This is a genomic window from Micromonospora parva (genome assembly GCF_040649675.1).
GTDB lineage: Bacteria > Actinomycetota > Actinomycetes > Mycobacteriales > Micromonosporaceae > Micromonospora > Micromonospora parva.
On record NZ_JBEZFX010000002.1, the window covers coordinates 622,134 to 648,778 of the forward strand.

Below are 26,645 nucleotides of genomic sequence, written 5' to 3' on the forward strand. Positions count from 1 at the left end.
TCGTCATGCCGGGTCCAGTTCGACGAGCGGCTGGTCGTACTCGACCGGCTGGCCGTCCTCGACGAGGATCGCTGCCACCCGGCCGGCCCGGTCGGCGGTCACCTCGTTCATCAACTTCATCGCCTCGACGATGGCGACCGGCTGACCGGGCCGGACCAGATCGCCGACCGCGACGAACGGCCGCGCGCCGGGCTCCGGCGACCGGTAGAAGGTGCCGACGATCGGGGCCCGCACCGCGGCGCGTCCCGGCACCGGCGGCCGGATCACCGCGGGCGGGGCGCCGGGCCCCGGCACGGGCGTCGGTGCCGCCGCCTGGGCCGGTACCGCGGGCACCTGCGCACGGGGCACGTCTTCGGGATGCCACTCGACCTCCAGCACCGCCGGCCCGCTGCGCAGCCGGATCCGGCGCACCGGCCCGGCCAGCTCGGCGATCAGGTGCTGCGCCTGCCGGCGCAGCCCGGCCAGCGCCTCCTCGCCGTCCGCCCCGACGTCGTCGGACGCCTCGACAGTCGACACCGCCGGCTCCCTGGCGCTCATCGCCGAACCGCCCGGGCACCGGTGCGGTACGCGCCGAACCGCCGGAAGCGTTGCCGGCGCAGGCGGACCAGCATGGCGGGGGGCACGTCCAGCAACGGCAGGAGGTTGGCCAGCAGGGCGGCGCGCAACCGGTGGGCGGTCTCCGCCGGGTCGTCGTGAGCGGCGGTCGGCGGCTCCGACACGACCTCGTCGACCACCCCGAGCCGGCACAGGTCGGGTGCGGTCAGTCGCAACGCGCGGGCGGCCTGCGGCGCCGCGGACCGGTCCGGCCAGAGGATCGCCGCACACCCCTCGGGGCTGATCACCGAGTAGACGGCGTTCTCCAGCATCAGGACCCGGTCGGCCACCGCCAGTGCCAGCGCGCCGCCACTGCCGCCCTCCCCGGTGATCACCGCGAGCACGGGGGTGGGCAGCACGGTGAGGGTGAGGATGTTCTCGGCGATGGCGGCGGCCTGGCCCTGCTCCTCGGCGCTCACCCCGGGGTCGGCCCCGGGGGTGTCCACCAGGGTGACCACCGGCAGACCGAGCCGGGCCGCGAGGCGCATCAGCCGCAGCGCCTTGCGGTGCCCGGCCGGGCTGGCCATGCCGAAGTTGCGGGCGACCAGCTCGGCGGTGGTGTGCCCCTTCTGGTGGCCGATGACCATCACGTGCCGACCGGCCAGCCGCGCCACCCCACCCACGATGGCCGGGCAGTCCGCGCCGAGCCGATCGCCGTGCAGCTCCACGAACCCGTCGAAGACGGAGTCCAGGTAATCGAGTGTGGTGGGTCGTCCGGGGTGCCGGGCCATCCGGACGGTGTCCCACGCGTCGCGTACCGCCGGGGGGTCGGCGGGGGTCGGGGTGGCGACGGGCGGGCCCGCCGGCCGCGGGTGGGCCGCGCCGTCGTCGGCGAGGCGCTCGTGGCGCGACGCCAGCTCCTGCCGGGGTACGGGCGTGCGCGCCGGACGCCCGGCGCGGGTCGCGGCGAGCAGCGCCACCAGCCGTCCGCGCAGCGACCGGCGCTGCACCACCATGTCGACCTGCCCGTGTCGCAGCAGGAAGTCGGCCGTCTGGAAGCCCTCCGGCAGGGCCCGCCCGGTGGTCTGGCGGATCACCCGGGGGCCGGCGAAGCCCATCCGCGCGCCGCTCTCGGCGAGCACCAGATCGGTGTTGGTGGCGAACGAGGCGGCCACCCCGCCGTAGGTCGGGTCGGTGAGGACGCTCACGGTGAGCAGCCCCGCCTCGCGCAGCGCGGCGATGGCCTGGCTGACGGAGGCCATCTGCATCAACGACAGCGCACCCTCCTGCATCCGCGCCCCACCGGAGGCGGTGACCAGGACGAGTGGGATGCGGTCGTCCAGCGCCCGTTCGGCCGCCCGGGTGATCAGCTCGCCCACCGCGCACCCGAGGCTGCCGCCGAGGAAGCGGAAATCCATCACCGCCAGGACCACCGGGTGCCCACCGATGGTGGCCGTGGCACAGACGACCCCCTCGGCCAGGCCGGTGCTGGCCCGGGCGCCGGTGAGCCGGTGCCGGTACGGCAGCACGTCGACGAAGTCGATGGGGTCGGCCTCCGGCAGCTGGTCGGGCAGTGGGCGCAGCGAACCCGGGTCGACCAGTTGGCGCAGGCGTTCCGGCGCGCCGAGTCGGGCGTGCTCCCCGCACTCGGGGCAGACGTCGAGGTTGCGCCGCAGCCGTTTGCGGTAGAGCAGGCTGGCGCAGCCGGCGCATCGGGACCAGAGCTGCTCGTCGCGCGGCGCGGTGGCCGTCACGACCGCCGCCCGGTGTCCGGGGCGTCGAACCGGTAGAAGCACCGGGCCATCGCGTCGCGCGGTGAGCGCCACGTCGGCAGGTACGGCGACACGTACGGACGCAACCGGTCACTGACCCTGATGAACTCGGGGTGGCCACGGGCGGCCTCCACCGCACCCTCCGTCGGCTGCGCGGTCTCGAGCAGGTGCACATAGAGGTCGTGCAGTCGGTACAGCGAGCGGTGCCGGACGCCGACCAGGTGCGGCAGTTCCGTACTGTCCGACTCGGCGAAGATCTCGGCGACCCGCTCCTCGGCGGTCGGATCGACCTTCGCGATGATCAGCGATCGGTCCATGCTGGGCCTCCCCCCACAGCGTCCGGCCGGCGACGGGTGGCCCCGGACGCGCTGGACGACTGCCGACACGATGCGCCGATCCTCGTCACGGCGGCGTCACCGCGCCGGGCCGGCCATCGACGCATGACGGTGACGCTGCGTTGACGCAACCTGTGCATCAGCTATGTGTCCGCCACGCGTAGCCCGCCAATGTTTGTGCAGTTCAGAACCGATCTCGGGTTGACTGTCGCGAATAGAACGACCATTGCGACGTTGACCCACCGTGACCATCATTGATAATCTTCAGCTTGGTCAGCCCGGCGACTCGGCGGGCGGGGCCGCGCCCGGCCGCGCCGTGATCGGCGGGTCGACAGTGGCGTCGCGGGCAACCGATCCGGGACACAGCAGACAGTCGGGACGAGCGTTCCGCAGGGGGTGCCGCCGTGGCCGCTGATCCGTCCGTGCCGACCGCCGGAGACCCGCCCGAGGAGGGCGTGTCCCTGCACCTGCTCGGAGGCTTCCGACTCCTCCGCGAGGCGGTGCCGGTCGTGGTGCCGCGCGGGCTGCAACGGGTGATAGCGCTGATCGGGCTCCGCCCCGGTGCCACCCGCAGTCAGCTCGCCGGCCTGCTCTGGCCGGACGCGTCGGAGGAACGGGCGCTGTCCTCGCTGCGCACCGCCCTGTGGCGGCTCCGACAGGACCCGTGCTGCCCGATGACAGTGGCCGGCGACACCGTCCGCCTCGGCCCGGCGGTCCGGCTCGACGTGGACGACCTGGTCGGCACCGCGGCCCGGGTCCGCGACGGCGACGACCCCCGCACCGCGGCCGGGGCGCTCGCCGCCGGGCGGCACGACCTGCTCCCCGGCTGGTACGACGACTGGGTGCTGCTGGACCGGGAGCGCCTGCGCCAACTCCGCCTGCACATGCTGGAACAGGTGGCCGGGCACCACCTGGCCGCGGGACGCCATGGTGAGGCCCTCGAAGCCGCGCTGGAGGCGATGGCCGCCGAGCCGCTACGGGAGACGCCCCACCGGCTGGTGGTGCGCATCCACCTGGCCGAGGGCAACGCGTTCGAAGCCGTGCACGCCTTCTACGTCTACCGGGACCTGCTGCGCCGGGAACTGCGGCTGGAACCGAGCCCGGCCATGAGCGCCCTGCTCGACGACACCCTCGCCCCGATCCGCCAGGCCAGCCGCGCCGCCGTCACCGACCGTCCGTCACCAGCCGGTCGGCGGACGTGACGGTGACGTGACAGGCGCTGCGGCACGGTGGGCGCACAGAGCACGTGGCACCGACCCGGGAGGGTCGGGCAGGCCACCGGCGGAAGGGGTCCCATGAGTCGTCTACTGATCGTCAGTCGGATCATCCCGGGAGCGGAGGGGCGGGTCGCGCAGATCTTCGCCGAATCCGACGCCACCGAACTCCCCAGCCTGACCGGTGTCACGCACCGATCCCTGTACTGCCTGCACGACCTGTGCGTACACCTGCTGGAGACCTCGGACGACGTCGACCCGGACGCGCTCGCGGCGGCCCGCAACCACCCGCTCTTCCAGCAGGTCAACGAACGACTCTCCGCGCACACGTCGCCGTACCTGCCGACCTGGCGCTCGCCCCGGGACGCGATCGCGGGCTGCTTCTACCGCTGGGACGCCACCGACGCGCCAACGGCGCGCCCAGCCAACACCGACGCGCCAACGGCGCGCCCAGCCAACACCGACGCGCCAACGGCGCGCCCAGCCAACACCGACGCACCGACGGCGCGCCCAGCCAGCACCGAGGCACCCGCCGCGCACCCGGCCGGCTGACATGTCCGCCGCGCCGCCGCATGTCCTGATCATCGGCGCGGGCACGGGCGGGTTGTGCCTGGCGCACGGCCTGCGCCGCGCCGGGATCACTGTCGCCGTCTACGAACGACACCGCGACCGCGCCGAGGGGCTGCTCGGCTACCGGGTCGGCATCGGCCCCACCGGTAGCCGGGCGCTGCGGGAGTGTCTGCCCCCGGAGCTGTTCGCCACCTTCCTGGCCACCTGCGCCCGTCCGCCGCACTACTTCAACGTGGTCACCCAGGGGCTGCGCCAGACCGCGTCGTTCGCGCTGCGGCCGAGCGACGACCCGGTGCGCACCGAACACTCGGTGGCCCGGATGGTGCTGCGCCAGGTGCTGCTGACCGGCCTGGAGGACGTGGTGCACTTCGACAAGACCTTCACCCGGTACGAGCAGCGCGACGACGGCACTGTCACCGCACACTTCGCCGACGGCAGCACCGCCACCGGCGACCTGCTGGTGGCGGCCGACGGCACCCATTCCGCCGTACGCCGCCAGTACCTGCCGCACGCCGTCACCCGCGACGCCGGGACGATCAACATCGCCACCCGGGTTCCGCTGACCCCGCACACCCGCAGTCTCATTCCGGAGCGGGTCCAGCAGGGCATCTCGCTGATCTTCGGAGTCGGCGGGATGATGGGCGTGCTGCACGTCATGGAGTTCAAGTGGGACGCCGAACGGGCGATCAAGCCCGGCGTCAGCGAGGCCGACGCCGCCCTGCTGCGCACCTGGCCCGGCCTGGCCCACGACACCACCACCGACAACATCAATCTGATCATCTGGAGCGCGGCCAACCGGTTCCCGGCCGACGTCATGCAACGCCGCGGCCAGGAGTTGGTGCAGGTCGCCCTGGACCTCACCGCGAACTGGCACCCGCACCTGCGGGAACTGCTCACCCACGCGGACCCGGCCAGCGCCCTGCCCATCAAAGTGTCCACGTCCGAGCCGGTGCCGCCCTGGAAGAGCAGCACCGTCACCATGCTCGGTGACGCCATCCACACCATGACCCCTGGTCGCGGTGTGGGCGCGAACACCGCGCTGCGCGACGCCCGGCTGCTCTGCGAGCAGCTCAGCCGCGCCACCGCCGGCGACAAGACCCTGGTCCAGGCGGTCGCCGACTACGAGGCGGTGATGGCGCCGTACGGCTTCGCGCGGGTCGCCGAATCGTTGAACCGCAGCGGCACCAACGGCGACGACCGGATGTACCGGCCGGTGGTGGGCCGGCTCGCGCTGCTCGGCGCGCGCGGCTACTTCGGAGTGACCAGCCGGGTGCCACGGCTGCGGCGCCGGTTCGTCGACGACTTCCACACCTACGAGGGCGACCGGGACTGAACCCGGTTCTGCCCGACCCGGGCTCGGCCTCCCCGCCGGGCCCGGGTCTCGTCGTGTCCGGCGCGCACCACCCGACCGACCGATGGGTGGCCCGCCGCACGCCCGCCCCGGTCTCATCGGCTGCGGTTCCGGTGCGATCGGGCGACTCTGTGTCACCCGGCAGGCACCGGCTGAGGTGGCTGGCCCACCCGCGACGCTGACGACCGATCCTGTCTGTCGTCGGCAATACGCGTGTGCGAAGCTGCGGCGAGTTTTTCTCGTGACTTTTCCAACGAGCTGAGAGGGAGGTTCGCCGTGGCGTGGTCTTTCGGACACTCGCTGATAGTGGTACTGGCACTGTTGCTGGGCCTGGCCGCCGGTTGGCTGCTGCGCGGCCGGCGGGGCGTACCGGGCAATTCGATTGTGGATGGTGACCCCGTCGCCGGCCTGGCCGTGATCTCCACGCCCACGCCGGCTGCCACCACCGACGAGGCGGTGCCGGCGGCCGCCGTCGACCCGGCACCCACCGCCGTCGCCGACGAGCCGGTACCGGTCGACACGGTCAGCGCGCCGGCAGCGACGACCGAACCGGACGGTCCCACCCCGGTGCCCGTGCCGGCGGACGCCCCGAGCGGCGTCGACCCGGCGGACATGGCGCTGACCGAGGACCCGCCGTCCGTACCTGCCGCCGAGCAGCCCGACGCCGCTGAGCCGCGACCGGAGCCGGCCGTGCAAGCGGCCGCCGAGCCGGTCAGCGCCGACGAGCAGCCGGCCCCGGCGGCAGTGGTCGCTCCGCGCCAGCCCGCGGACGACCTCCCGTCCGCCGACTCGCCGCTCGACGCGACCCGGACCGATGGTGCGCCGGCAGCCGCGCCAGCCGACGACGCGCCGATCGACTCGACGCCGAACGATGTGACGCCGGCCGACGACGCACCGGTTGCGGCCACCCCGGCCGACGACACGCCGGTTGCGGCCACCCCGGCCGACGACGAGGCGACCAAGGCCACGGCGGTCGACCCGACGTCCGCAGCGGTGCCGGCCGACCCTTCGGTTGCTGAGCCGACGCACGCCGACTCCCTGCACGCCGAGCCGACGCACGCCGAGTCGGTGAGCGCGGGCTCCGTGGCCGGGCCGGCGGATGCCAGTGAGGAACCCGAGCGGTCGGCGGTGGCGACGCCTCCGGTCCGGCCGACCACCGCGGCGGCCCCGCCGGTCCGGCCGTCCTCCGACACGGCGGTCAGCAGCGTCGACGCCGACCCGACGGGCCCGGCCGACGACTTCCGCCGGATCCAGGGGATCGGGCCGAAGATGGCGGCGGCGTTGCAGGACGCTGGCGTGCGCACGTACGGCCAGCTCGGCGAGTTGGACGAGCCGGCGCTGCGCGACCTGATCCGGGCCGCCGGCCTGCGCGCCGCACCTGGTCTGGCCACCTGGCCGCAGCAGGCCCGGGTGCTCGCCGGAGCCGTCGACGAGATGGCCGCCGTGCTGCCGAACGGCAACCAGGCCTGATCGTCTGCATTCGAGCCCCCGGCAGCCGTCCACCAGGACGGCGCGCCGGGGGCTCGGCCGTAGCTGCCGAACCACCCTCCGACGCCGGCCGCACCGGTGATCGACTCGGCATCGTGGGAACCGCGCCAACCGCCCGACCCCGGCAACCGACGTCGCCCACCCCAAGATCGTGCTCGATCCTGGATGTAGGGGTGTCGGGCGCGGGCGGATGCGACTACATCCAGGATGTTGCGTGATCTTGCGAACGGCAGCGGCCGCGTGAACGGCCGCGCGTGAGGAGTCGCGCAGCCGCGCCGGAGCGGTGGCGGGCTGGGCCGGACCGGCGGAGCGCGGGTGGCGTCGAGCCTCAGGCCCGCAGCTCGGCGGCGAGGTCGCCGATCGACGCCATCGCGTACCGCTGCATCGCCGGGCCGAAGGTGATGCGGGTCGCGCCCTGCCGGCCCAGCTCGGCCACCGACTCCCGGTCCGGGCCGGCGACCATGTTGATCGGGCCGGAGATGCCCTCCCGCAGCTGCGGGAGCAGCTGCGGCGGGGCCAGGATCGGGTAGACGCAGTCGGCTCCGGCCGCCACGTAGAGGCGGGCGCGTTCCATCGCCTCGACGGGGTCACCCGTCCCGACCAGGAACGTGTCGACGCGCGCGTTGATGAAGAGCTCCTCCCCCGCCTCCGCCCGCACCTCGGCCAGCCAGTCCGCGTGCCGCCGCGGATCCTTCAGGGTGCCGTGCCCGTCCGAGTCCTCCAGGTTGCAGCCGACGGCACCGGCCTCCACCAGTCGCCCGACCAACTCACGAGGGGCCAGGCCGTAACCACCCTCGACGTCGGCGGACACGGGGACGGAGACGGCGCGGACGATGCGCGCGACCGCCGCGAACATCTCGTCCGGCGGGGTCGCGCCGTCCTCGTAGCCGAGCGACGCGGCGACACCCGCGCTCGGGGTCGCGAGCGCCGGGTAACCGGCGTCGGCGAGTACCCGGGCACTGGCCGCGTCCCAGGGGCCTGGCAGGACGAGCGGGTCACCGGCGGCACGGTCGTGGTGCAGGGCACGGAAGGTGGCGGTGGTCATCGTTCGGTCTCCCGGCGGGGCTGCGAAGGGGCGGGCTCAGGCGGTGTATCCGCCGTTGGAGTCAAGCACGGCGCCGGTGATGTACGAGGCCGCGGGGCTGGCCAGGAACGCGATGGCCTCGGCGGGACCGCTGACCCGTTGGATCGCGAGGCTGGACACCAGGCCCGTGAGCATCTCCGGGTCCGGCGGCACGCGCTGCGCGCGTTCTATTTGATCTTGCGGGTGGTGCGGACCACGATGTCCTCGTACCCCGGGTGCTTGACCAGCCAGTCGGCGAGGAACGGACAGATCGGCACAACGGTCCGGCCCTTGCTCCGCGCGTCGTCCAGCACCGCCCGCGCCAGCGTCGACCCGACGCCCCTGCCCTCGTACGCCGGATCGACCTCGGTGTGGGTGTAGGCGATGATCGAGCCGGTCAGCTGGTAGGTGACGAACCCGGCGACCGCGCCCGCCTCGTCGCGCGCCTCGAAACGCTCCCGCGTCGGCGCGTCTGTCACGGTGAACTGCACAGTGCCATCCAACCACCCGAGCCGACGGCCCTCGCCGCGAGGCCGGCAGCGAAGGGCGACGTCACACGCATCGTCGCGCCCGAAACGGGAACACGACGCCGCCGGGAGCACCCCGAAACGGGGACACGACGCCCGCCGGGAGCACCGTGGGAGGAGACACGCCACCATGACGAACGCGTCGACGGACGGCGGCTTCGCCGTCGTCGAGATGTTCACGTCCCAGGGCTGCAACAGTTGCCCTCCGGCCGAGGAGTTGCTGAGCGAGATCGAACGCGACGCCCGGGCGCACGGACAGAACGTCTTCGCCCTCGGGTTCCACGTCGACTACTGGGACAACCTGGGGTGGCCCGACCAGTTCGCGGACCCGGCGTACACCGCGCGCCAGGAGGCCTACGCCCGGGCGTTCGGCACCAGGGGTCTCTACACCCCGCAGATGGTCGTCAACGGCAGCGTCGAGTTCGTCGGTTCGGACCGTCGCCGGGCGGCCAGCACGATCATGTCCGCCATGTCCTCGAGGGCCACCACCGCGCTGACGCTCTCCGTCGCCGGCTTCGGCGGAGACCGGGTGCTGGTGGACTACCGCACCGAACGGCCGCCGGCGGGCGCGGTGGTGAACGTGGCGGTGGTGCAGCGGGGCCTGGACAGCGACATCGCCCGGGGCGAGAACGCCGGGCGGACGCTGCGGCAGGACAACGTCGTCCGCGCCTTCAGGTCGGTGGTCCTGGACGCCGAGCGGGGGCAGGTGGAGCTGGCGACACCGCCCGATCTCGATCCGCGCGACGCCAGCGTGGTCGGCTATGTCCAGGAGAGCGGCGAACGGGCCATCGTCGGGGCGACGGCCGTCGCGCTGCCCACCGAGTAATCTCGGCACGTGCGGATGGTGGGCGGTGCGAGGGGGTCCGGTGGCTGACGCTGACGACGTACGCCGGGTGGCGCTGGCCCTGCCGCACACTGTGGAGATCGCCAGCGACGGTTTCGACTTCCGGGTGGCCGACAAGGGCTTCGTCTGGTCCTATCCGGAGCGCAGACCGGGGAAGCCACGGGTGATCCGGCTCGACATCGCGGTGCTGTTCGTGGGTGACGAGGCCGAGAAACAGGCGCTCCTGCTCGGGGAGCCCGAGGTCTTCTTCACCACGCCCGGCTACGACGGTCTGCCCCTGGTGTTGCTGCGTCTGGCGGCGGTCGACGTCGACCGGTTGACCGAGTTGGTGACGGACGCGTGGCGGATGCGCGTGCCGGACTCGTTACTGGGCGACACCGCGGGCGCCGGCAAATAGCGACATCAGCACGCAACGCGTTCGACACATTGACGTGGATCTCAGTGCTCCACTACCGTGACTGAGAGAGCGCTCTCTCACCTCACCTTTCCCCCAATTCAGACGCAACGCGCTGGACTCGGCGAGGGCCGCAACCGGCGCGCGCGATGGAGGCACGATGAAACCTCCCGTCCCCCACCGCCGGTGGGCCCTGGCCGCCGCCACCGCGCTGGCCCTGGCCGTCGGCGGCCTCGCCATCCCGGTCACCGACGCGGCCGAAGCCGCGCCCGTCGGCGCCGGCAGCTACACCACCACCCCGGTCGGCGCGCTCCCCAGTGGCTGCGGCGCGATGACCAGCAACCCCCGCCAGTTCGCCACCGCGAACGCGCCAGCCGGGCCGATACCCACCAACGACTGGTGGTCCTCGCTGCTGTGGAAGCGCACCGACTGTTCCTTCAGCGAGCCGCTGCACGCCCACCCGATCTCGTACGACACCTTCGGCGACGGGCTCGGCTTCTCCGCCAACTCCACGCCCGCGATCAGCGGCACCGCCACCGGCGTCGGCGAGTTCCACTACCCGTACGTGCAGGACATCAGGGTCGGTGTGGCCGGGCTCGCCGCGCCACTGGTCAAGGTCGACGGCTGGACGGACTGGACGGTCAGCCCGCACTGGAGCGACGGCACGCGCACCATGCGCGCGACCATCGGCCACGGCCTGCCCTTCGCCTACTTCCAGACCACCGGCGGAAACGCGCAGATCAGCACGGCCGGCACCCCCGACGTCTGGTCCAACAGCGGCGCCACCATCGGCTTCCGGGTCAACGGCCACGACTACGTCGGGTTCGCCCCCAGCGGCGCCAGCTGGACAGTGGCGTCCGGCCGGATCTCATCCACGCTGGCCGGTCGCGGTTACTTCTCGGTCGCCCTCCTGCCGCCGACGTCGAGCACCACCGAGCGCGCCAGCCTGGCCGCCACCTACGGCCAGTACGCGCACGCCCACGTGACCGGCACCCAGGTGTCGTACGCGTACAACCCGGCGACCAGCGGCCTGACCACCACGTACGCGTTCACCACGACCGCCCGGGAGGGCACCGCCACGCAGACCGTGGTCAGCCTCTACCCGCACCAGTGGAAGTCGCTGAGCGGCTCCACCGCGATCACGCCGACCTACCCGTCGGCGCGCGGCCGGATGAAGGTGCTCACCGGCGTCAACCAGTTCCGCACCGCCATGAAGTTCCAGGGCATCCTGCCGGAGTTGCCGGCCGTCGGTGACGGCAGCGGCGGTGACCTGTCGACGCTCACCGGGCACCTGGCCGCCACCCGCGCCAACCCGATGGACCAACGCGGCAACGACACCTACTGGACCGGCAAGGGGCTCGGCCGGGCCGCCCGGATCGCCGAGATCGCCGACCAGGTCAACGACATCACGACGCGCGACAGCGCGCTGAACGCGATCCGCAGCACGCTCACCGACTGGTTCACCGCGTCCAGCGGCAAGACCAGCCGGGTCTTCTACTACGACAACAACTGGGGCACCCTGATCGGGTACCCGGCGTCGTACGGCTCCGACCAGGAGCTCAACGACCATCACTTCCACTACGGCTACTACATCGCCGCCGCCGCGACCCTGGCGAAGTTCGACCCGGCCTGGGCGGCCACCAGCCGCTACGGCGGCATGGTCGACCTGCTGATCCGGGACGCCAACAACTACCGCCGCGGCGACACCCAGTTCCCGTACCTGCGGGACTTCGACATCTACGCCGGTCACGACTGGGCGTCCGGGCACGGCTCCTTCGGCTCCGGCAACAACCAGGAGTCCTCGTCGGAGGGGATGAACTTCGCCAGCGCCCTGATCCAGTGGGGGCAGACGACCGGCAACACCGCCGTCCGGGACGCCGGCGTCTTCCTCTACACCACGCAGGCCGCGGCCATCCAGGAGTACTGGTTCGACGTCAGCGACCAGAACTTCCCCAGCGCGTTCGGTCACTCGACGGTCGGCATGGTCTGGGGCGACGGCGGCGCGTACGCCACCTGGTTCAGCGCCGAGCCGGAAATGATCCAGGGCATCAACCTGCTCCCGGTCACCGGCGGCCACCTCTACCTGGGCAACAACCCGGCCTACGTGCGGACCAACTACGCCGAACTCGTCCGCAACAACGGCGGACAACCGACGGTGTGGCAGGACATCCTCTGGCAGTTCCAGGCCCTCGGCGACCCCGACGCGGCGCTGGCGAACCTGCGCGCGAACCCCGGCTACACCCCGGAGGAGGGCGAGAGCCGGGCACACACCTTCCACTGGATCCGCAACCTCGCGGCCCTGGGCAATGTCGACACGACCGTGACCGGCAACCACCCGCTGTCGGCGGTCTTCTCCCGCAACGGGGCCCGCACCTACGTGGCGTCGAACCCGACGGCGACACCGATCACTGTGACGTTCTCCAACGGCACCGCCCTCACCGTGGGAGCCGGCAAGACGGCAACCACCGGGGCGTACACCTGGAGTGGTGGCAACGCGGCCGGCGGCGTCCCCCCGACGACGCCCACCGATCCCCCGCCGACGACGACCCCGCCGCCGTCCACCGGCGGGCCGACCCGCTACCTGCTGCCCGGGGGTGGGTTGGGTGGCGCCGGTAGCGCGGCCACCACGACGGTCGCGGCGGCGAACGGAAACCACGACGGTACGCCCACCAACGCCCAGGTCTTCACGGCGACCGGTCTCAACCTGGCCTACACCGGCGGGCAGACGGCGTTCGACCTGTTCGTGGACGCCGGGACGGCGGTCGGCAACGGCGTGCAGGTGCGGATCTCCTACGACCTCACCGGCAACGGCAGCTGGGAGCGGGTGGAGACGTCACGCTACTTCGCCACCGACCCGGTCCCCGGCTACGAGCACTACACCCAGAACGCGGGCCTCTCCTCGGCCACCGGCACGTTGGGCACGCTGAGCAACGGCACGGTCCGGGTGGAGGTGTGGTCGGCGATCGGCAACAACCCGAGCACCGTGGGCATCGGCAACCAGTCGGTGCTGCGGCTTCCGTACTCCTGATCGATCTGTTCGTCCGGACACGACGTTGGCCGGTGCGCAGGACCAGGATCGGTCCCGCACACCGGCCGACGCGTGCGGTCAGTCAGTCAGTCTCAGGACGCGGTGCAGGTGGGCGTCATGCCGGCCCCACTGCCGTTGCCCTGGAAACCGAACTCGGTGACCTGGCCCGCGCCGAGCCGACCGTTGTAGTCCACGTTGGCGAACCGCACCGTGCCGGCGGAGCCACTGGCCGTCGCGCTCCAGGTGTTGGTGACACTCGCACCACTGGGAAGCGTGAGGCTGACGTTCCAGCCGCTCGTCCCGGCGGAGCCGGCGGTGACCTTCACGGTGGCCACGAATCCACCGGTCCACGTGTTCAGCGACACCGATGCCGAGCATCCCCCGGTCCCCGGCGGCGGGGTGGTGGGCGGCGGGTCGGTGGGCGGCGGGGTCGTGGGCGGCGGGGTCGTCGGGATGCCGGTCCCGGCGTTGAGGGCGTTCAGGACGTTGGTGTACGCGGCCTTCTTGTTGCCGTTGCAGTCGAACAGCAGGGCGTTGTCCGAGCCACGCCACGAGTCACAGTCGCGCACACCCCACACCGTGATGCCGGTGCAGCGGGAGACGTTCATGCAGGCGCGGGTGACCGCACCGAAGATGTTCGCCTGGTTGCCGCCGGTCATCACGTCCAGCTCGGTGATCTGCACGTCCACACCGAGGTCGGCGAAACGCTGCAGGTTGGCCTGGTAGTCACCGGCCAGCGAGGTGCCCAGGTGCGACTGGAACCCCACACAGTCGATCGGCACACCACGGGACTTGAAGTCCCGCACCATGTTGTAGATCCCCGTCGACTTCGCGTTGATCCCGTCGGTGTTGTAGTCGTTGTAACACAACTTCGCACCCGGATCCGCCGCCCGCGCCGCCCGGAACGCCGCCTCGATCCAGTCATTGCCCGTACGCTGCAGGTTCGAGTCACGCCGCCCACCCGAACCACCGTCAGCGAACGCCTCGTTCACCACGTCCCAGGCGTAGATCTTGCCGCGGAAGTGCGTCGCCACCTGGGTCACGTGGTTGATCATCGCGCTGCGCAACGCGCTGCCCGACATACCCTGCGCCCAGCCCGGCTCCTGCTGGTGCCACAGCAACGCGTGACCCCGAACGCTCATGCCGTTGGCCTGGGCGTGACTGACCAGGCGATCACCACCGGTGTAGCTGAACCGACCCTGCTGCGGCTCGGTGGCATCCCACTTCATCTCGTTCTCGGCCACGACACTGTTGAACTCACGGTTCAGGATCGTCGTGTAGACGCTGGTGGACAGCTTGCCCGTCGCGACAGCGGCCCCGAAGTAGCGACCCTTCTCCGCCGCCGAGGCCCCCAGGGTCGTGCCGGCGCTGGCCGTGGAGGTCAGTGCCACCGTCATCCCGGCGGCGAGCACGCCGGTGACTGCGATGGTCACCGCCGCTCGCAGGGCTCTTTTGTGATTCATCCGGATTCCTTCTCTGTGGTGGTGCGGTGATGGAAGCGCAGCGCCCGAATCTGCTCATGCGACATCGGAGACGACAGCAACGGTCGCCGTCGCGGAAGCAGTGCGGGGAATCCTGAACCGACGTCCGGCATGCCCTGGGCGGACGTCGCGTTCCGAGGGGCCACAGCAGGTTCGCCCGGTGAACCACAGGTGCGGCAGCCCTCAACCATCGACTGTGAGCGATAACATGCCGTTCGTCAAGTCGTAACGGGCCGGGCCGAGGCCGGGTCACCGCGGTCGGGCCGGCGGGGCGCGTCGGCGTGCTGCCGGAGCCGCAGGAACACGGCTCCGGCAGCGCCGGTCACTGGAACGAGGCGTCGTCGACGAGGAAGCTGTCGGTGCCCTGCGCCGTCTCCACGTAGAAGGTGGCATTGGACAGCGTGCCGCTCCACGACACGGTCGTGGTGCCCGTGAGCAGCGTCCAGCCGTTGACGGTCACCCCCACCGCCGGGGTCAACTGGAGGTAGCTCGTCGTGCCGCCGGCGGTCAGCGACAGGGTCGCCTTCGCCGACGGGGTGCCGCTCTGTGCGCGTACCCAGACGTTGGTGGTGTAGCTCTTGCCGTTGGTGAGCCGGGCGGTCACGTCCTGACCGGGACCGTTCCACGCGCCGGTGCGGCCGGTGATCGACAACGACCCGCCGCCGCCGTGCGCGACGGTGGTGTTCCGGGCGAGCGTTCCGCTGCCGTGCACACCCCAGCCCGTGGTGCCGTTCTCCACGTCGCCGTTGGTGAGCAGGTTGGCGCTACCCGCGGTGCCGCTGAACTGCCACCAGTTGATGTTGAAGAGGTTGCCGCTGCCGCCGGCGAAGCGGAGGTAGAGGTCGTGGGTGCCGGTGGCGCCGCTGACCGCGCAGGTGGTGGTGGTCCAGGTTTGCCAGCCGCCGGTGCCGCCGACGGTGCAGGTGCCCACGGTCGGGCCGGTGGCGCTGTCGAGGCGTACCTCGATCCGGCCGCCGCTGGTGGCCGAGGCGACCCGGGCGCTGAACGCTGTCGCGCCGGCGCCGAACGCGACGCCTTTGACCTTGATGTAGTCGCCGTTCTCGATCCAGCCGACGTTCATCCCGCCCTCGCTGGACGCCTCCGTCTCGATCCCCGCACCCCAGGCGATCGTCTCGGCCTCCTGGCGCACGTACGGGTTCAACGTCCCGATCTGCGGCGCGCCGGTGGTGGTCATGTTGATCGTCGGGAACGTGCCGTTGCTGTTGTAGGTGAACTTCTCCACCGCGACCGACCGGGTGTAACCGCCACCGCCGGGCAGGGCCCCGTTGTGATAGAAGAAGTACGACCCGCCCTGGAAATCGATAACCCCGGCGTGGTTGGTGAAACTCGCCCCCTGCCTCGGCATGATCGTTCCCCGGTACGTCCACGGCCCGGTCGGCCCGGTCGCCGTCGAGTACGCGAGGAACTCCGAGCAGCACTCCGCGGCGAACACGTTGTAGTACAGGCCGTTGCGCTTGAACACCCACGGCCCCTCCTCGTACAACGTCGGCCGACTCGCGTTGCCGGTACGGGTACCGAACCCCGCCGTCGTCAACGGAATCCGGGTGGCGCTGCCGGAGAACGAGATCATGTCCGGGTTCAACCTCACGTACCACAATCCCGGGTTTCCCCAGTACAGGTACGCCTGCCCGTCGTCGTCGATGAACGCGTGCGGGTCGATCTCGTTGTTGCCGACCAGGGGTCGGCCGAGCGCGTCACGGAACGGCCCGGTCGGGCTGTCCGCCACCGCCACCCCGATGACCATCTGCCCGTTCGAGCGCTGGCGCACCGGCACGTACCAGTAGAACTTCCCGTTACGCGCGATGACCTGCCCGGCCCACGCGTTGGCATCCGCCCACGCGAACGTCGCCAAACTCATCGGCGAGCCGTGATCGGTCCAGTTCACCATGTCCGCCGACGAGAACACCCGCCACTCCCGCATGGTGAAGTACGTCGAGCCGTCCTCGTCGTGGCCGGTGTAGAGGTACACCCGACCGTCGTGCACCATCGGCGCCGGGTCAGCGGTGTAGATGTGCTGGACGATGGGATTGTCGGCAGTGGCCGTGCCCGGGGTCAGGGCGAGGACGCAGGCCATGCTCGCCAGCCAGGCGATGGCGCGCCTGCCCCGGGTGGTGGTTCGATCTTGCACCTTCACGATTACTCCCACAGAGAGTGTGCCGTGCGCGATGTCCGCCTCGACGCGCCACCGCTGTCCTGGCTGCCGCCCGAACGGACTCTGCTGTCCGCACGCCAAGCAGCACGACCGGCGGCCGTGTTAGCGTTAACAGCTGTTGTCGGACGCCTCCCTCCCCGTCTGACCTGGAATTTTGCGAGACGCGGGATGACCGTCGTAACCACATCGCAGCATTGATGTATCGACGTTGACATCCAAGATTTACGATGCACCGTACTGAGCGACACGGCGGGCGTCAACGGCCGGGCATCCGCTCTCATCCATCGTCATCCGTCACACAGGGTCACATTTTGCTGGCCCGACGCCCAGCCGGTGTCCGTTTCGGACCTTTGCGGTCCTCCAGCCCGACACCTCCGGGCCAGGTCGCCGCACGGACGGGCCGGCGGGTCGATCCGGGGGTTGCGGGCATGTTAACGACGAACTATGTTAGCGATCACATCGATGTGCCGCGATAAGCGTCAGGGGTGGGCACCCGGCGTCCACAGCGACCGCGTCCCCACCACCCGCACCGCACCCGTCGTCGGCAGTTCACCGCCGACGACCCCGCCGCCATCGATGGCGGCCCCGACATACCGGCCACCTGGAGGTTCCCCATGCCACCCCCGCCCCTCAGCCGCCGCCACCTGCTTCAGGCCGCCGGAGCCACAGTGGTGCTCTCCGCGACCGGCGCCGCCGTCGCGCCCGGGAGCGCGTCTGCCGCCATCGTGCCCCCGGCCCGCTCCGACATCGGCGTCTCGGCGTACCCGTTCGACCCCGGTCAGGTCCGACTCACCGCAGGCCGGTGGATGGACAACCAGAACCGCACGCTCAACTACCTCCGGTTCGTCGACGTCGACCGGATGCTCTACAACTTCCGGGCCAACCACCGGCTCTCCACCAACGGCGCCGCCACCAACGGCGGCTGGGACGCGCCGAACTTCCCGTTCCGGACCCACATGCAGGGGCACTTCCTGAGCGCCTGGGCGTACGCGTACGCGGTGCTGGGCGACACCACCTGCCGGGACAAGGCCAACTACATGGTGGCCGAGCTGGCCAAGTGCCAGGCCAACAACTCCGCCGCCGGGTTCGGCGCGGGTTACCTCTCCGGCTTCCCGGAGTCCGACTTCACCGCGCTCGAGGCCCGGACGCTGTCCAACGGCAACGTGCCGTACTACTGCATCCACAAGACCCTCGCCGGGCTGCTCGACGTCTGGCGCTACACCGGAAACACCCAGGCCCGAACCGTGCTGCTGGCCCTCGCCGGCTGGGTCGACAGCCGCACGAGCCGACTGAGCTCCAGCCAGATGCAGTCGATGCTGGGCACCGAGTTCGGTGGCATGAACGACGTGCTCACCGACATCTACCAGCAGACCGGCGACTCCCGCTGGCTCACCACCGCCCAGCGGTTCGACCACGCCGCCGTGTTCAACCCCCTCGCGGCCAACCAGGACCAGCTCAACGGGTTGCACGCCAACACGCAGGTGCCCAAGTGGATCGGCGCGGCCCGCGAGTACAAGGCCACCGGGACCACCCGGTACCGGGACATCGCCAGCAACGCCTGGAACATCACCGTCGGCGCGCACACCTACGCCATCGGCGGCAACAGCCAGGCGGAGCACTTCCGGGCGCCGAACGCGATCGCCGGCTACCTCAGCAACGACACCTGCGAGCAGTGCAACACGTTCAACATGCTCAAGCTGACCAGGGAGTTGTGGCTGCTCGACCCGAACCGGACCGACTACTTCGACTTCTACGAGCGCGCCCTGATCAACCACCTGATCGGCGGGCAGAACCCGGCCGACAGCCACGGCCACATCACCTACTTCACCCCGCTGCGCCCGGGCGGGCGTCGCGGGGTGGGCCCGGCCTGGGGCGGCGGCACCTGGAGCACCGACTACAACTCGTTCTGGTGCTGCCAGGGCACCGGCCTGGAGATCAACACCAGGCTGATGGACTCCATCTACTTCTACAACGGCACCACCCTGAGCGTGAACCTGTTCACCCCGTCGGTGCTCAACTGGACGCAGCGCGGCATCACCGTCACCCAGAGCACCAGCTACCCGGTCAGCGACACCAGCACCCTGACCCTGTCGGGGACGATGAGCGGCTCGTGGAGCATCCGGGTGCGGATCCCGTCCTGGACCAGCGGCGCGACGATCACCGTCAACGGCACTGTGCAGAACGTCGCCACCACCCCCGGCAGCTACGCCACCGTCACCCGCACCTGGGCCGCCGGCGACACCCTCACCGTGCGACTGCCGATGCAGGTCGCCATGCGGGCCGCCAACGACAACGCCTCGGTCGCCGCCGTCACGTACGGCCCGACGGTGCTGGCCGGCAACTACGGCAACACCGCGCTCAGCGCCCTGCCCGCACTGACCGTCTCCTCGATCGCGCGTACCAGCACCAGCTCGCTCGCGTTCACCGCCAGCGCCAACGGGTCCACCGTCAACCTCGCCCCGTTCTACGACGCCCACGGCTACAACTACACGGTCTACTGGAACACCAACGGCGGCGGCAGCACCGGCGGCAGCTACCGCCTGGTGAACGTCGGCACCGGCCTGGTCCTCGGCGTGCAGAACATGTCCACCGCCGACGGCGGGCTGGCCGTGCAGTGGGGCGACAGCGGCACCGCCGACCACAACTGGGTGATGGTGACCGACGGCAACGCGGTGCGGTTCCGCAACGTCCACAGCGGCAAGGTCCTGGGCGTGGAGAACATGTCCACAGCGGACAACGCCCGGGTCCTGCAGTGGGCCGACAACGGCACCGCCGACCACCGCTGGATCCTCGTGGACAACGGCGACGGCTCCTACAAGATCCGCAACGTCAACAGCAACAAGCTGCTGGGAATCCTGAACGGGTCGACCGCCTGGGGAGCGCAGGCCGTGCAGGATTCCGACAACGGCAGCGCGGACAACCGGTGGAGGCTCGTCCGCAACGCCTGACATCCGCCCCACCCCCGGGCTCACCGGCGCGGTCACCCGAAGGCCGCGCCGGTGACGCCGGGCGGGCGCCCGGCAGCGGCCGTACAGTGGGGAGGGTCCTGGCCCCAGTGAACGTGGCGGACGTGTCGGCTCGTGCCGCTTCCGCCCGGAAGGAGCACAGTGAACCGCCCCCTGCGCACCACACTCGTCGGCGCGTTGACCGCCGCCATGCTGGCCACCGTCGCCGTCGCGCCGGCGCAGGCGCACCCCGCCGGGCGGCCACCGGCCGTCCTCGCCCTCCCCGACGGGTTCCAGCCCGAGGGCATCGCCACCGCCGGCCGGTACGCCTACTTCGGCTCCCGCGCGACCGGCGCCATCCAGCGCGTCGACCTGGTCACCGGCCGGAGCACGACGATCGGCGCGGCCACCGGCACCCCGTCGCTCGGTCTCAAGGTCGACGCCCGTGGCCGGCTGTTCGTCTCCGGCGGCACGGCCGGCGACGCCCGCGTGCTCGACACCCGCACCGGCGAGGTGCTGGCCCGCTATCAGCTCGCCACCGCCCCGACGTTCGTCAACGACGTGATCCTGACCCGCGACGCCGCGTACTTCACCGACTCGAACCGGCCGGTGCTCTACCGGCTGCCGTTCGGTCGCGGTGGGTCGCTGCCGCCCGCCGACGCCGTCACCACGATCACCCTGACCGGCGCGTACGAGCAGGTCGGCACCGGCGTCAACCTCAACGGCATCACCACCACACCGGACGGCCGGGCGCTGATCGTCGTCCAGTCCACCGCCGGCACGCTGTACCGGGTCGACCCGGAGACCGGCGCGAGCACCGTCGTGGACGTGCCGGGGCACACCTTCACCAACGGTGACGGACTGTTGCTGCTCGGCCGCACCCTCTACGTCGTGCAGAACCGCCTCAACCTGATCGCTGTGGTCCGGCTCAACCACGCCGGCACCGCCGGAACCCTCACCGGCACCATCACCGACCCGAACTTCGACGTGCCCACCACCGTCGCCGCGGCGTTGGGCCGGCTCTACCTGCCCAACGCCCGGTTCACCACACCACCGACCGCCACCACGCCGTACACGGTCGTCGCGGTCCGCGCCCACTGAGCGACCCGAGGGGGTACGCGCCACGCGGGTGCCCCCTCGGCCCGCCGCTCTGGATCTCCATCGTGGCTGGACCGCCAGTAGGATCACTGGCACCTCGGCGATGACTGTCGCCTCGTGCATCCGGAGTCCGTGTGGCCGCCCGTTCGAACCGTTTCCTGCGCCGCGCCCTGGCCGTGGGCTGCCTCCTCGCCGTCGCCGCTCTGCCGACCGCGGCGCCAGCCGCACGACCGACCGCACTGCGCGCCGCACCGGCCGACGCCCCGCAGGTCACCGTGCTGCGGATGCTGCAGATGAACCTCTGCAACAGTGGCCGCGCCGGTTGCTACACCGGCCGGGCGCTGGCCAGGGCCACCGAGGTGATCACCGCCGAGACGCCCGACCTGGTCACCCTCAACGAGATCTGCGCGAACGACCTTGCCGTCCTGCGCCGCGTGTTCCAGACCGTCCACCCCGGCCGGACCGTCGTGGCCGCGTTCCAGGCCGCCGGTGACCGACCGAGCGGCGACGACACCCGCTGCCGCAACGGCCAACGATTCGGCATCGGGCTGCTGGCCCACGCGCGGGCAGCGGCCGGCCCGGGCACCGTGTACGCCGGAACCCATCCGACGCAGGACCTCGCGGACCCCGAGGAACGGGCCTGGCTCTGCGTCGACGCCGACGGCGCCCTGCTCGCCTGCACCACGCACCTGTCGGCCACCGGCTACCGCGTCGCGCTCACCCAGTGCCACCACCTGCTCGACGTCATCCTGCCGGGGATCAGCCGCGACGCCGGAAGCCTGCCCACCGTGCTGGCCGGCGACCTCAACCTGCGCGCCGGCCACGACCCCGACGTGCGGACCTGCACGCCTACCGGCCATCAACGCATCGACGACGGCCGGCTGCAACACATCACGGCGACCCCGGACATCACGATCTGCTGTCGCACCGTGGTGCCCATGCGCGAGGCGACAGATCACCCCGGGCTGCTGGCCACCCTCACCGTCGGCCACAGCCGCCGGCCGGCCTGACCCGCCGCCGCACCGGCGTGGACGGCGCGGGCCGAGCCGGGCGGCGTCAGCGCGGGCCGAGCCGTGCGGCGTCAGCGCGGGCCGGGCCGGGCCGAGCGGCGTCAGCGCGGCGGTGTGTCCCGGCGGGACGGGAACGGCGTACCCGGCTGGCCGAGGGTGGAGCGGGCCCGCAACCCGACCGGATCGGGAGCGGCGGTGGGCGCCGGGGCCTCCGGTGCGGCGAGCCGCCGCCCGTCCAGGTACGCGGTGGCGGCCCGGTCGTCGTCGGTCGGAGCGGCCAGCAGCGCGTAGAGCAGACCGACCACCCCGAAGATCACCGCCAGCACGATCGGCACCAGCAGGGTGCTCACCCCGGTGCCGGTCACCTCGCCGGTCCCCTCGTGGCGGTGCACCGACAGGGCGCTCATGCCGGTGAAGTGCATCCCGTTGACGGCGATCCCCATGACCAGCGCGGACGCGAAGATCACGACCCCCCGCCGGACGGTCATCGCGAGCCACAGGGCGACGGTGGCCGCCACCACCGCGATGACCACCGAGAGCACCACCCGGACGGTGTCGTAGCCGAGGCTGCCGTTGAGGCGCATGGCGGCCATCCCGGTGTAGTGCATGGAGGCCACGCCGACACCGGTGAAGAGGCCGCCGGCGATCAGGCGTACCGGATTGAGCCGGCCGGTGCCCACGATGGCCAGGCCGATACCCACCGCCACCACGGCGATGGCCGTGCTGGCCGCGGTCAGCGGCACGTCGTAGCGGATCCGGGTGTTCTCGACAGCGAAGCCGAGCATGGCCATGAAGTGCATCGCCCAGATGGCGGTGCCGCCCAGCGCCCAGGCCGACAACAGACCCCACCATGCCCGCTGACCGCCGGTCCGGGCCGTGCGAATGCGTCCGGCACAGACCAGACCGAGGATCGATCCGAGCACGGACAGCGCGTAACTCAACGCGGGCGTGATCCACCCGTACTCAAAATGATTGATTTCCGCCACGGCGGCTTTCTCCCCATTCGTTACCGGCCCGTCAACACGACGCCTCGGCAATGATCAGGGGTGCCGTGATCAGGCGCAACAGCGCCTTGGCGGCTATTCGTAAGGTGCCGTCGCGGTAACTGTCCGCTGCGTCGATTCGCCGACGAAAAATGACGGATCGTCATTGTCAGGCGGACGTGTGGTAAGCGAGAACGCCCCGATTGACCGCCGCTATAGCCTGTCGCGCCGTGGAGCGCAGCTCACTTGCGGCGCCACCGGAGTCGGCAATCTGACCGAGCAGGTCGACGACCTGTCGGGCCCACCGAACGAAGTCACCAGCGGGCATCTCACCATCGATCTCGTGCCCGCTGCCGAGCACCTTGGCCAGCGCCTCGCCCCGGGCCCACCGGTAGACCGGCCAGGCGAACCCGAGATCCGGTTCCCGGGTCGCGGTCAGCCCGCGCGCCGCCTCGTCGGCCTCGATCTCCCCCCACAGTTTCAGCGTCTCGTCGACCGCGTCGGCCACCGGCCCGCGCGGCAGCGACGCCCGCTCGTCGACATCACGGCGCGCCTCGAAGACCACCACGGACACCGCGGCGGCCAGCTCGGCCGGGGACAGCCCGTTCCACACCCCCCGGCGCAGGCACTCGGCGACCAGCAGGTCCGCCTCGGTCCAGATCCGGCCCAGCATCCGACCGGCGTCGGTGACCGCGCCGTCGCGGGCGAGGTACCCCCGCTCGGTCAGCAACGCCACGATCCGGTCGAACGTCCGGGCGAGGGACCCCGTACGGCCGCTGACCCGCTGGCGCAGCTCCTCGGTGTCGCGCTCCAGCCGCCGACGCCGCTCCGCCCAGCGGGCGTGCTCCTCCCGCTCCGGGCAGGCGTGGCAGGGGTGGTGGCGCAGCTCGGTGCGCAGCTGGGTGATCCGGTGGTCCTCGCCGGTCACCTGCCGCGAACGCCCTCCGCGCCGACCGCCGTGCCGGTCCAGGCCGGTCCCGCTGACCTCGGCGGCGAGATCCCGCCGGGCGGCCGGTGACCGGTGGTTGAAGTGCTTGGGCACCCGGATGCGGGCCAACACCTCGGCCGGTGTGGTGAAGTCGCCGGGGCTGACCCGCCCGGCCCAACGGTCCTGGGTGAGCACCAGCGGCCGGGGCTCACCGAACCCGCCGGTCGCCGGGTCCAGCACCACCGCCAGACCGGCCCGCCGGCCCGACGGCACCCGGATCACGTCACCGACGCGCAGCCGCTCCAACGAGGCCACCGCGGCGGCCTTGCGCTGGGTCTGCCCCTGCCGGGCGATCGCCTTCTCCCGCTCGGCGATCGCCACCCGCAGCGCGAAGTACTCGTCGAAGTCGCCGTGGTGGCAGGCGGCCTCCGCGCCGTACGCCTCGATGGTCTCGGTGTTGCGCTGCACCTGCCGGGCCAGACCGACCACCGACCGGTCCGCCTGGAACTGGGCGAACGACGACTCCAGCAGAGCGCGGGCCGGCTCCGCGCCGACAGTGCCGACCAGGTTCACGGCCATGTTGTACGACGGCCGGAAGCTGGAGCGCAGCGGGTAGGTGCGGGTGGACGCCAACCCGGCCACGTGCCGCGGGTCGGTCTCCGGGGACCACACCACGACGGCGTGCCCCTCCACGTCGATGCCACGGCGCCCGGCGCGCCCGGTGAGCTGCGTGTACTCCCCCGGGGTCAGGTCGACGTGCGCCTCGCCGTTGTACTTCACCAGCCGTTCCAGGACGACGCAGCGGGCCGGCATGTTGATGCCCAACGCCAGGGTCTCGGTGGCGAAGACCGCCTTGACCAGGCCACGGACGAACAGCTCCTCGACGACTTCCTTGAACACCGGCAGCATGCCCGCGTGGTGGGCGGCCAGGCCGCGTTCCAGACCGTCCAGCCACTCCCAGTAGCCCAGGACCGACAGGTCCTCCCCGGGAATGGCGGTGACCCGGGACTCGACGACCCGGCGGATCTCGGCCCGCTCCTCCGCCGAGGTGAGCCGCAACCCGGCGGCGAGGCACTGCTGCACCGCGGCGGCGCACCCGGCCCGGCTGAAGATGAACAGGATCGCCGGCAGCAGACCCTCCCGGTCCAGCCGGTCGACGATGTCGGGGCGCATCGGGCCACGCCAGCGCGGGCCACGACGCCCTGCACCGGGGCCAGCGCTGCGCCCCTCGCCCAACTCCAGCCGCCGCACGGTCTCCCGGGTGTAGCGCAGCAACTCCGGGTGCACGTCGTGCTTGCGGGCGGCGTCGGCGTCGTGGAACAGGTCGAACATCCGCTTGCCGACCAGCATGTGCTGCCACAGCGGCACCGGTCGGTGCTCGCTGACCACCACTGCGGTCTCGCCGCGCACGGTGACCAGCCAGTCGGCGAACTCCTCGGCGTTGGAGACAGTCGCCGACAACGAGACCAGGGTGACCGAGGCCGGCAGGTGGATGATCACCTCTTCCCACACCCCGCCGCGGAACCGGTCGGCCAGGTAGTGCACCTCGTCCATCACCACGTACGCGAGGCCCTGCAGGGTGCTGGAGCCCGCGTAGAGCATGTTGCGCAGCACCTCGGTGGTCATCACGATCACCGGCGCGTCGCCGTTGATCGCGTTGTCGCCGGTCAGCAGGCCCACCTGCTCGGCGCCGTACCGGGCGACCAGGTCGTGGTACTTCTGATTGGACAACGCCTTGATCGGCGTGGTGTAGAAACACTTGCGCCGCGCCGGCGGGGTCGTCGCGTCGGCGGCGGGCACCGGGTCGTCGGGCCGCCCGCGCAACGCCAGGTGGACGGCGAACTCCCCGACCACCGTCTTGCCGGCGCCGGTGGGGGCGCAGACCAGCACACCGCTGCCCCGCTCCAGCGACTGACACGCCTCCCGCTGGAAGTCGTCGAGGTCGAACCCCAGCTCAAGGGCGAACTCGTCCAACGCCGGAAACTGTGCGGCTTGTGCGGCCTTGCGGCGCGCCGCTGCGTACCGCTCGGCGGGGCTCGACATGGCACCAAGATTAGTGCGTGCCGAGTCACAGCACCCCACAAGGCCGTCCGGAGGGGCGGTCGGGGGCGGTCGGTAGGGTGCACGGCGTGCCGGACCATGCCGAACCGCCCCAGACCAGTCCGCCGGGCACCGCCGAGCGCCGGGCGTCCCGACGCCCGGTCAAGGCGGTGCTCTTCGACTTCCACGGCACCCTGGCCCAGGTGGAGGACCCCCAGCGGTGGGTGCTGGAGGCCGCGGCGGCGTGCGGCGTCACCCTGGACCGGGTCCGCGCCACCTCGCTGGCCGACCGCCTGCTGACCGCCGGGCGCGCCGGCGGGCCACTGCCGGCGCGGGTGCCACCCCGACTGGCCGAACTGTGGGCCGACCGGGACCTCTACCAACACGCTCACCGGGGCGCGTACACCGGGCTGGCCGAAACCGTCGACGCCGGCATCGACGGTTTCGCCGACGCGCTCTACGAGCGGTTGCTGACCGCCGACGGCTGGCATCCGTACGCCGACACCGCCCCCACGCTGACCGCGCTGCGCGACGCCGGGGTGCCGGTGGCGGTGGTCAGCAACATCGGCTTCGACCTGCGGCCACACTTCGACACCTGGGGGCTGACCGACCTCGTCGACGCGTTCGTCCTCTCGTACGAGGTGGGGCGGTGCAAACCCGACCCGGCGATCTTCTGGCGGGCCTGCGGGATGCTGGGCGTCGACCCGGAGCAGACCCTGATGGTCGGTGACACCCCCGCGGACGCCGGCGCGGTGGCCGCCGGCTGCTCGGTGCTGGTCCTCCCGGCCGCCGAGCCGGGTCGGGAGAACGGCCTCGGCGCGGTGCTCGACCTCGCCCTGCCGGCCTGAGCGACACCGGCCCGACCCG

The 26,645-nt window shown here is 71.7% G+C and carries 20 protein-coding genes and 1 pseudogene; 11 read left to right on the forward strand and 10 right to left on the reverse strand.

Going from position 1 to position 26,645, the window contains the following annotated elements; genetic code table 11:
* Window positions 1-3: 3 nt before the first annotated feature.
* The 3 genes from accB to AB0C03_RS08100 are packed head-to-tail and all read right to left on the reverse strand — an operon-like array spanning window position 4 to window position 2,623.
* Window positions 4-537 carry an acetyl-CoA carboxylase biotin carboxyl carrier protein gene (gene accB, locus AB0C03_RS08090; RefSeq protein ID WP_210865950.1) on the reverse strand — a complete coding sequence of 178 codons (534 nt, stop codon included), beginning with the start codon at window positions 535-537 and terminating at the stop codon, window positions 4-6.
* Window positions 534-2,288, reverse strand: coding sequence for an acetyl-CoA carboxylase carboxyltransferase subunit alpha (locus tag AB0C03_RS08095; protein WP_357635421.1), 1,755 nt, complete (start codon window positions 2,286-2,288; stop codon window positions 534-536). The genes accB and AB0C03_RS08095 overlap by 4 nt, the downstream gene beginning before the upstream one ends.
* Window positions 2,285-2,623, reverse strand: coding sequence for a TcmI family type II polyketide cyclase (locus tag AB0C03_RS08100; protein WP_210861690.1), 339 nt, complete (start codon window positions 2,621-2,623; stop codon window positions 2,285-2,287). The genes AB0C03_RS08095 and AB0C03_RS08100 overlap by 4 nt, the downstream gene beginning before the upstream one ends.
* Window positions 2,624-3,045: 422 nt before the next feature.
* Here AB0C03_RS08100 and AB0C03_RS08105 point away from each other — a divergent pair, with 422 nt between their 5' ends.
* From AB0C03_RS08105 to AB0C03_RS32295, 4 genes and pseudogenes are all read left to right on the forward strand, one after another.
* Complete coding sequence (locus AB0C03_RS08105; RefSeq protein WP_030332963.1) at window positions 3,046-3,843, forward strand: AfsR/SARP family transcriptional regulator; 798 nt, start codon at window positions 3,046-3,048, stop codon at window positions 3,841-3,843.
* A 93-nt stretch (window positions 3,844-3,936) separates the two neighbouring features.
* A pseudogene (locus AB0C03_RS08110) lies at window positions 3,937-4,263 on the forward strand (TcmI family type II polyketide cyclase); the annotation flags it as partial.
* 145 nt (window positions 4,264-4,408) lie between these two features.
* On the forward strand, window positions 4,409-5,758 hold the full coding sequence (locus AB0C03_RS08115) for an FAD-dependent oxidoreductase (protein WP_210865947.1): 1,350 nt from the start codon (window positions 4,409-4,411) through the stop codon (window positions 5,756-5,758).
* A gap of 294 nt (window positions 5,759-6,052) precedes the next feature.
* Complete coding sequence (locus AB0C03_RS32295) at window positions 6,053-7,246, forward strand: helix-hairpin-helix domain-containing protein (protein WP_400445914.1); 1,194 nt, start codon at window positions 6,053-6,055, stop codon at window positions 7,244-7,246.
* 346 nt (window positions 7,247-7,592) lie between these two features.
* Here the strand turns inward: AB0C03_RS32295 and AB0C03_RS08125 are convergent, their stop codons facing one another.
* From AB0C03_RS08125 to AB0C03_RS08135, 3 genes are read right to left on the reverse strand one after another with little or no spacing between them, the layout of a single operon-like run.
* Entirely contained in the window at window positions 7,593-8,309 is a 717-nt protein-coding gene (locus tag AB0C03_RS08125) for an isocitrate lyase/PEP mutase family protein (protein WP_210865945.1), read from the reverse strand.
* A gap of 36 nt (window positions 8,310-8,345) precedes the next feature.
* Window positions 8,346-8,483: an SDR family oxidoreductase gene (locus AB0C03_RS08130; protein ID WP_210862352.1), complete on the reverse strand. Its 138-nt coding sequence runs from the start codon at window positions 8,481-8,483 to the stop codon at window positions 8,346-8,348.
* A gap of 32 nt (window positions 8,484-8,515) precedes the next feature.
* Window positions 8,516-8,818: a GNAT family N-acetyltransferase gene (locus AB0C03_RS08135; protein ID WP_210865944.1), complete on the reverse strand. Its 303-nt coding sequence runs from the start codon at window positions 8,816-8,818 to the stop codon at window positions 8,516-8,518.
* 166 nt (window positions 8,819-8,984) lie between these two features.
* Here AB0C03_RS08135 and AB0C03_RS08140 point away from each other — a divergent pair, with 166 nt between their 5' ends.
* The 3 genes from AB0C03_RS08140 (at window position 8,985) to AB0C03_RS08150 (ending at window position 13,120) form a co-directional block, all read left to right on the forward strand.
* Window positions 8,985-9,680: a DUF1223 domain-containing protein gene (locus AB0C03_RS08140; RefSeq protein ID WP_357635426.1), complete on the forward strand. Its 696-nt coding sequence runs from the start codon at window positions 8,985-8,987 to the stop codon at window positions 9,678-9,680.
* Window positions 9,681-9,720: 40 nt separating this feature from the next.
* Window positions 9,721-10,095 (forward strand): MmcQ/YjbR family DNA-binding protein, encoded by a 375-nt coding sequence (locus tag AB0C03_RS08145; protein WP_210862356.1) that lies wholly within the window; start codon window positions 9,721-9,723, stop codon window positions 10,093-10,095.
* 157 nt (window positions 10,096-10,252) lie between these two features.
* Complete coding sequence (locus AB0C03_RS08150; protein WP_357635431.1) at window positions 10,253-13,120, forward strand: glycosyl hydrolase; 2,868 nt, start codon at window positions 10,253-10,255, stop codon at window positions 13,118-13,120.
* 92 nt (window positions 13,121-13,212) lie between these two features.
* Here AB0C03_RS08150 and AB0C03_RS08155 read toward each other — a convergent pair whose 3' ends face one another.
* Entirely contained in the window at window positions 13,213-14,583 is a 1,371-nt protein-coding gene (locus tag AB0C03_RS08155; protein WP_357635434.1) for a glycoside hydrolase family 10 protein, read from the reverse strand.
* 340 nt (window positions 14,584-14,923) lie between these two features.
* A complete protein-coding gene (locus tag AB0C03_RS08160) occupies window positions 14,924-16,756 on the reverse strand; it encodes a family 43 glycosylhydrolase (protein ID WP_435823362.1) in 1,833 nt (610 codons plus the stop codon).
* Window positions 16,757-17,388: 632 nt separating this feature from the next.
* Here AB0C03_RS08160 and AB0C03_RS08165 point away from each other — a divergent pair.
* The 3 genes from AB0C03_RS08165 (at window position 17,389) to AB0C03_RS08175 (ending at window position 21,827) form a co-directional block, all read left to right on the forward strand.
* Window positions 17,389-19,722 carry a beta-L-arabinofuranosidase domain-containing protein gene (locus tag AB0C03_RS08165; RefSeq protein ID WP_030332948.1) on the forward strand — a complete coding sequence of 778 codons (2,334 nt, stop codon included), beginning with the start codon at window positions 17,389-17,391 and terminating at the stop codon, window positions 19,720-19,722.
* A gap of 159 nt (window positions 19,723-19,881) precedes the next feature.
* On the forward strand, window positions 19,882-20,820 hold the full coding sequence (locus tag AB0C03_RS08170; protein WP_357635438.1) for an NHL repeat-containing protein: 939 nt from the start codon (window positions 19,882-19,884) through the stop codon (window positions 20,818-20,820).
* A gap of 131 nt (window positions 20,821-20,951) precedes the next feature.
* Window positions 20,952-21,827: an endonuclease/exonuclease/phosphatase family protein gene (locus tag AB0C03_RS08175; RefSeq protein WP_210858103.1), complete on the forward strand. Its 876-nt coding sequence runs from the start codon at window positions 20,952-20,954 to the stop codon at window positions 21,825-21,827.
* A 101-nt stretch (window positions 21,828-21,928) separates the two neighbouring features.
* Here AB0C03_RS08175 and AB0C03_RS08180 read toward each other — a convergent pair whose 3' ends face one another.
* Both AB0C03_RS08180 and AB0C03_RS08185 read right to left on the reverse strand, forming a co-directional pair.
* The gene (locus AB0C03_RS08180; protein WP_030332944.1) at window positions 21,929-22,813 is read right to left on the reverse strand and encodes an MHYT domain-containing protein; all 885 of its coding nucleotides are present in this window, start codon (window positions 22,811-22,813) and stop codon (window positions 21,929-21,931) included.
* A 166-nt stretch (window positions 22,814-22,979) separates the two neighbouring features.
* Window positions 22,980-25,781, reverse strand: coding sequence for a DEAD/DEAH box helicase (locus AB0C03_RS08185; protein WP_030332942.1), 2,802 nt, complete (start codon window positions 25,779-25,781; stop codon window positions 22,980-22,982).
* Window positions 25,782-25,867: 86 nt separating this feature from the next.
* Between AB0C03_RS08185 and AB0C03_RS08190 the strand changes: the two genes are divergently transcribed.
* Window positions 25,868-26,626 carry an HAD family hydrolase gene (locus AB0C03_RS08190; RefSeq protein ID WP_357635442.1) on the forward strand — a complete coding sequence of 253 codons (759 nt, stop codon included), beginning with the start codon at window positions 25,868-25,870 and terminating at the stop codon, window positions 26,624-26,626.
* The last annotated feature ends 19 nt before the right edge of the window (window positions 26,627-26,645 follow it).

Coding starts and splice junctions, on each gene's coding strand:
- accB (WP_210865950.1), bottom strand. CDS start 537: ATGAGCGCCAGGGAGCCGGCGGTGTCGACTGTCGAGGCGTCCGACGAC.
- AB0C03_RS08100 (WP_210861690.1), bottom strand. CDS start 2,623: ATGGACCGATCGCTGATCATCGCGAAGGTCGATCCGACCGCCGAGGAG.
- AB0C03_RS08115 (WP_210865947.1), top strand. CDS start 4,409: ATGTCCGCCGCGCCGCCGCATGTCCTGATCATCGGCGCGGGCACGGGC.
- AB0C03_RS08125 (WP_210865945.1), bottom strand. CDS start 8,309: ATGACCACCGCCACCTTCCGTGCCCTGCACCACGACCGTGCCGCCGGT.
- AB0C03_RS08130 (WP_210862352.1), bottom strand. CDS start 8,483: ATGCTCACGGGCCTGGTGTCCAGCCTCGCGATCCAACGGGTCAGCGGT.
- AB0C03_RS08140 (WP_357635426.1), top strand. CDS start 8,985: ATGACGAACGCGTCGACGGACGGCGGCTTCGCCGTCGTCGAGATGTTC.
- AB0C03_RS08150 (WP_357635431.1), top strand. CDS start 10,253: ATGAAACCTCCCGTCCCCCACCGCCGGTGGGCCCTGGCCGCCGCCACC.
- AB0C03_RS08155 (WP_357635434.1), bottom strand. CDS start 14,583: ATGAATCACAAAAGAGCCCTGCGAGCGGCGGTGACCATCGCAGTCACC.
- AB0C03_RS08165 (WP_030332948.1), top strand. CDS start 17,389: ATGCCACCCCCGCCCCTCAGCCGCCGCCACCTGCTTCAGGCCGCCGGA.
- AB0C03_RS08185 (WP_030332942.1), bottom strand. CDS start 25,781: ATGTCGAGCCCCGCCGAGCGGTACGCAGCGGCGCGCCGCAAGGCCGCA.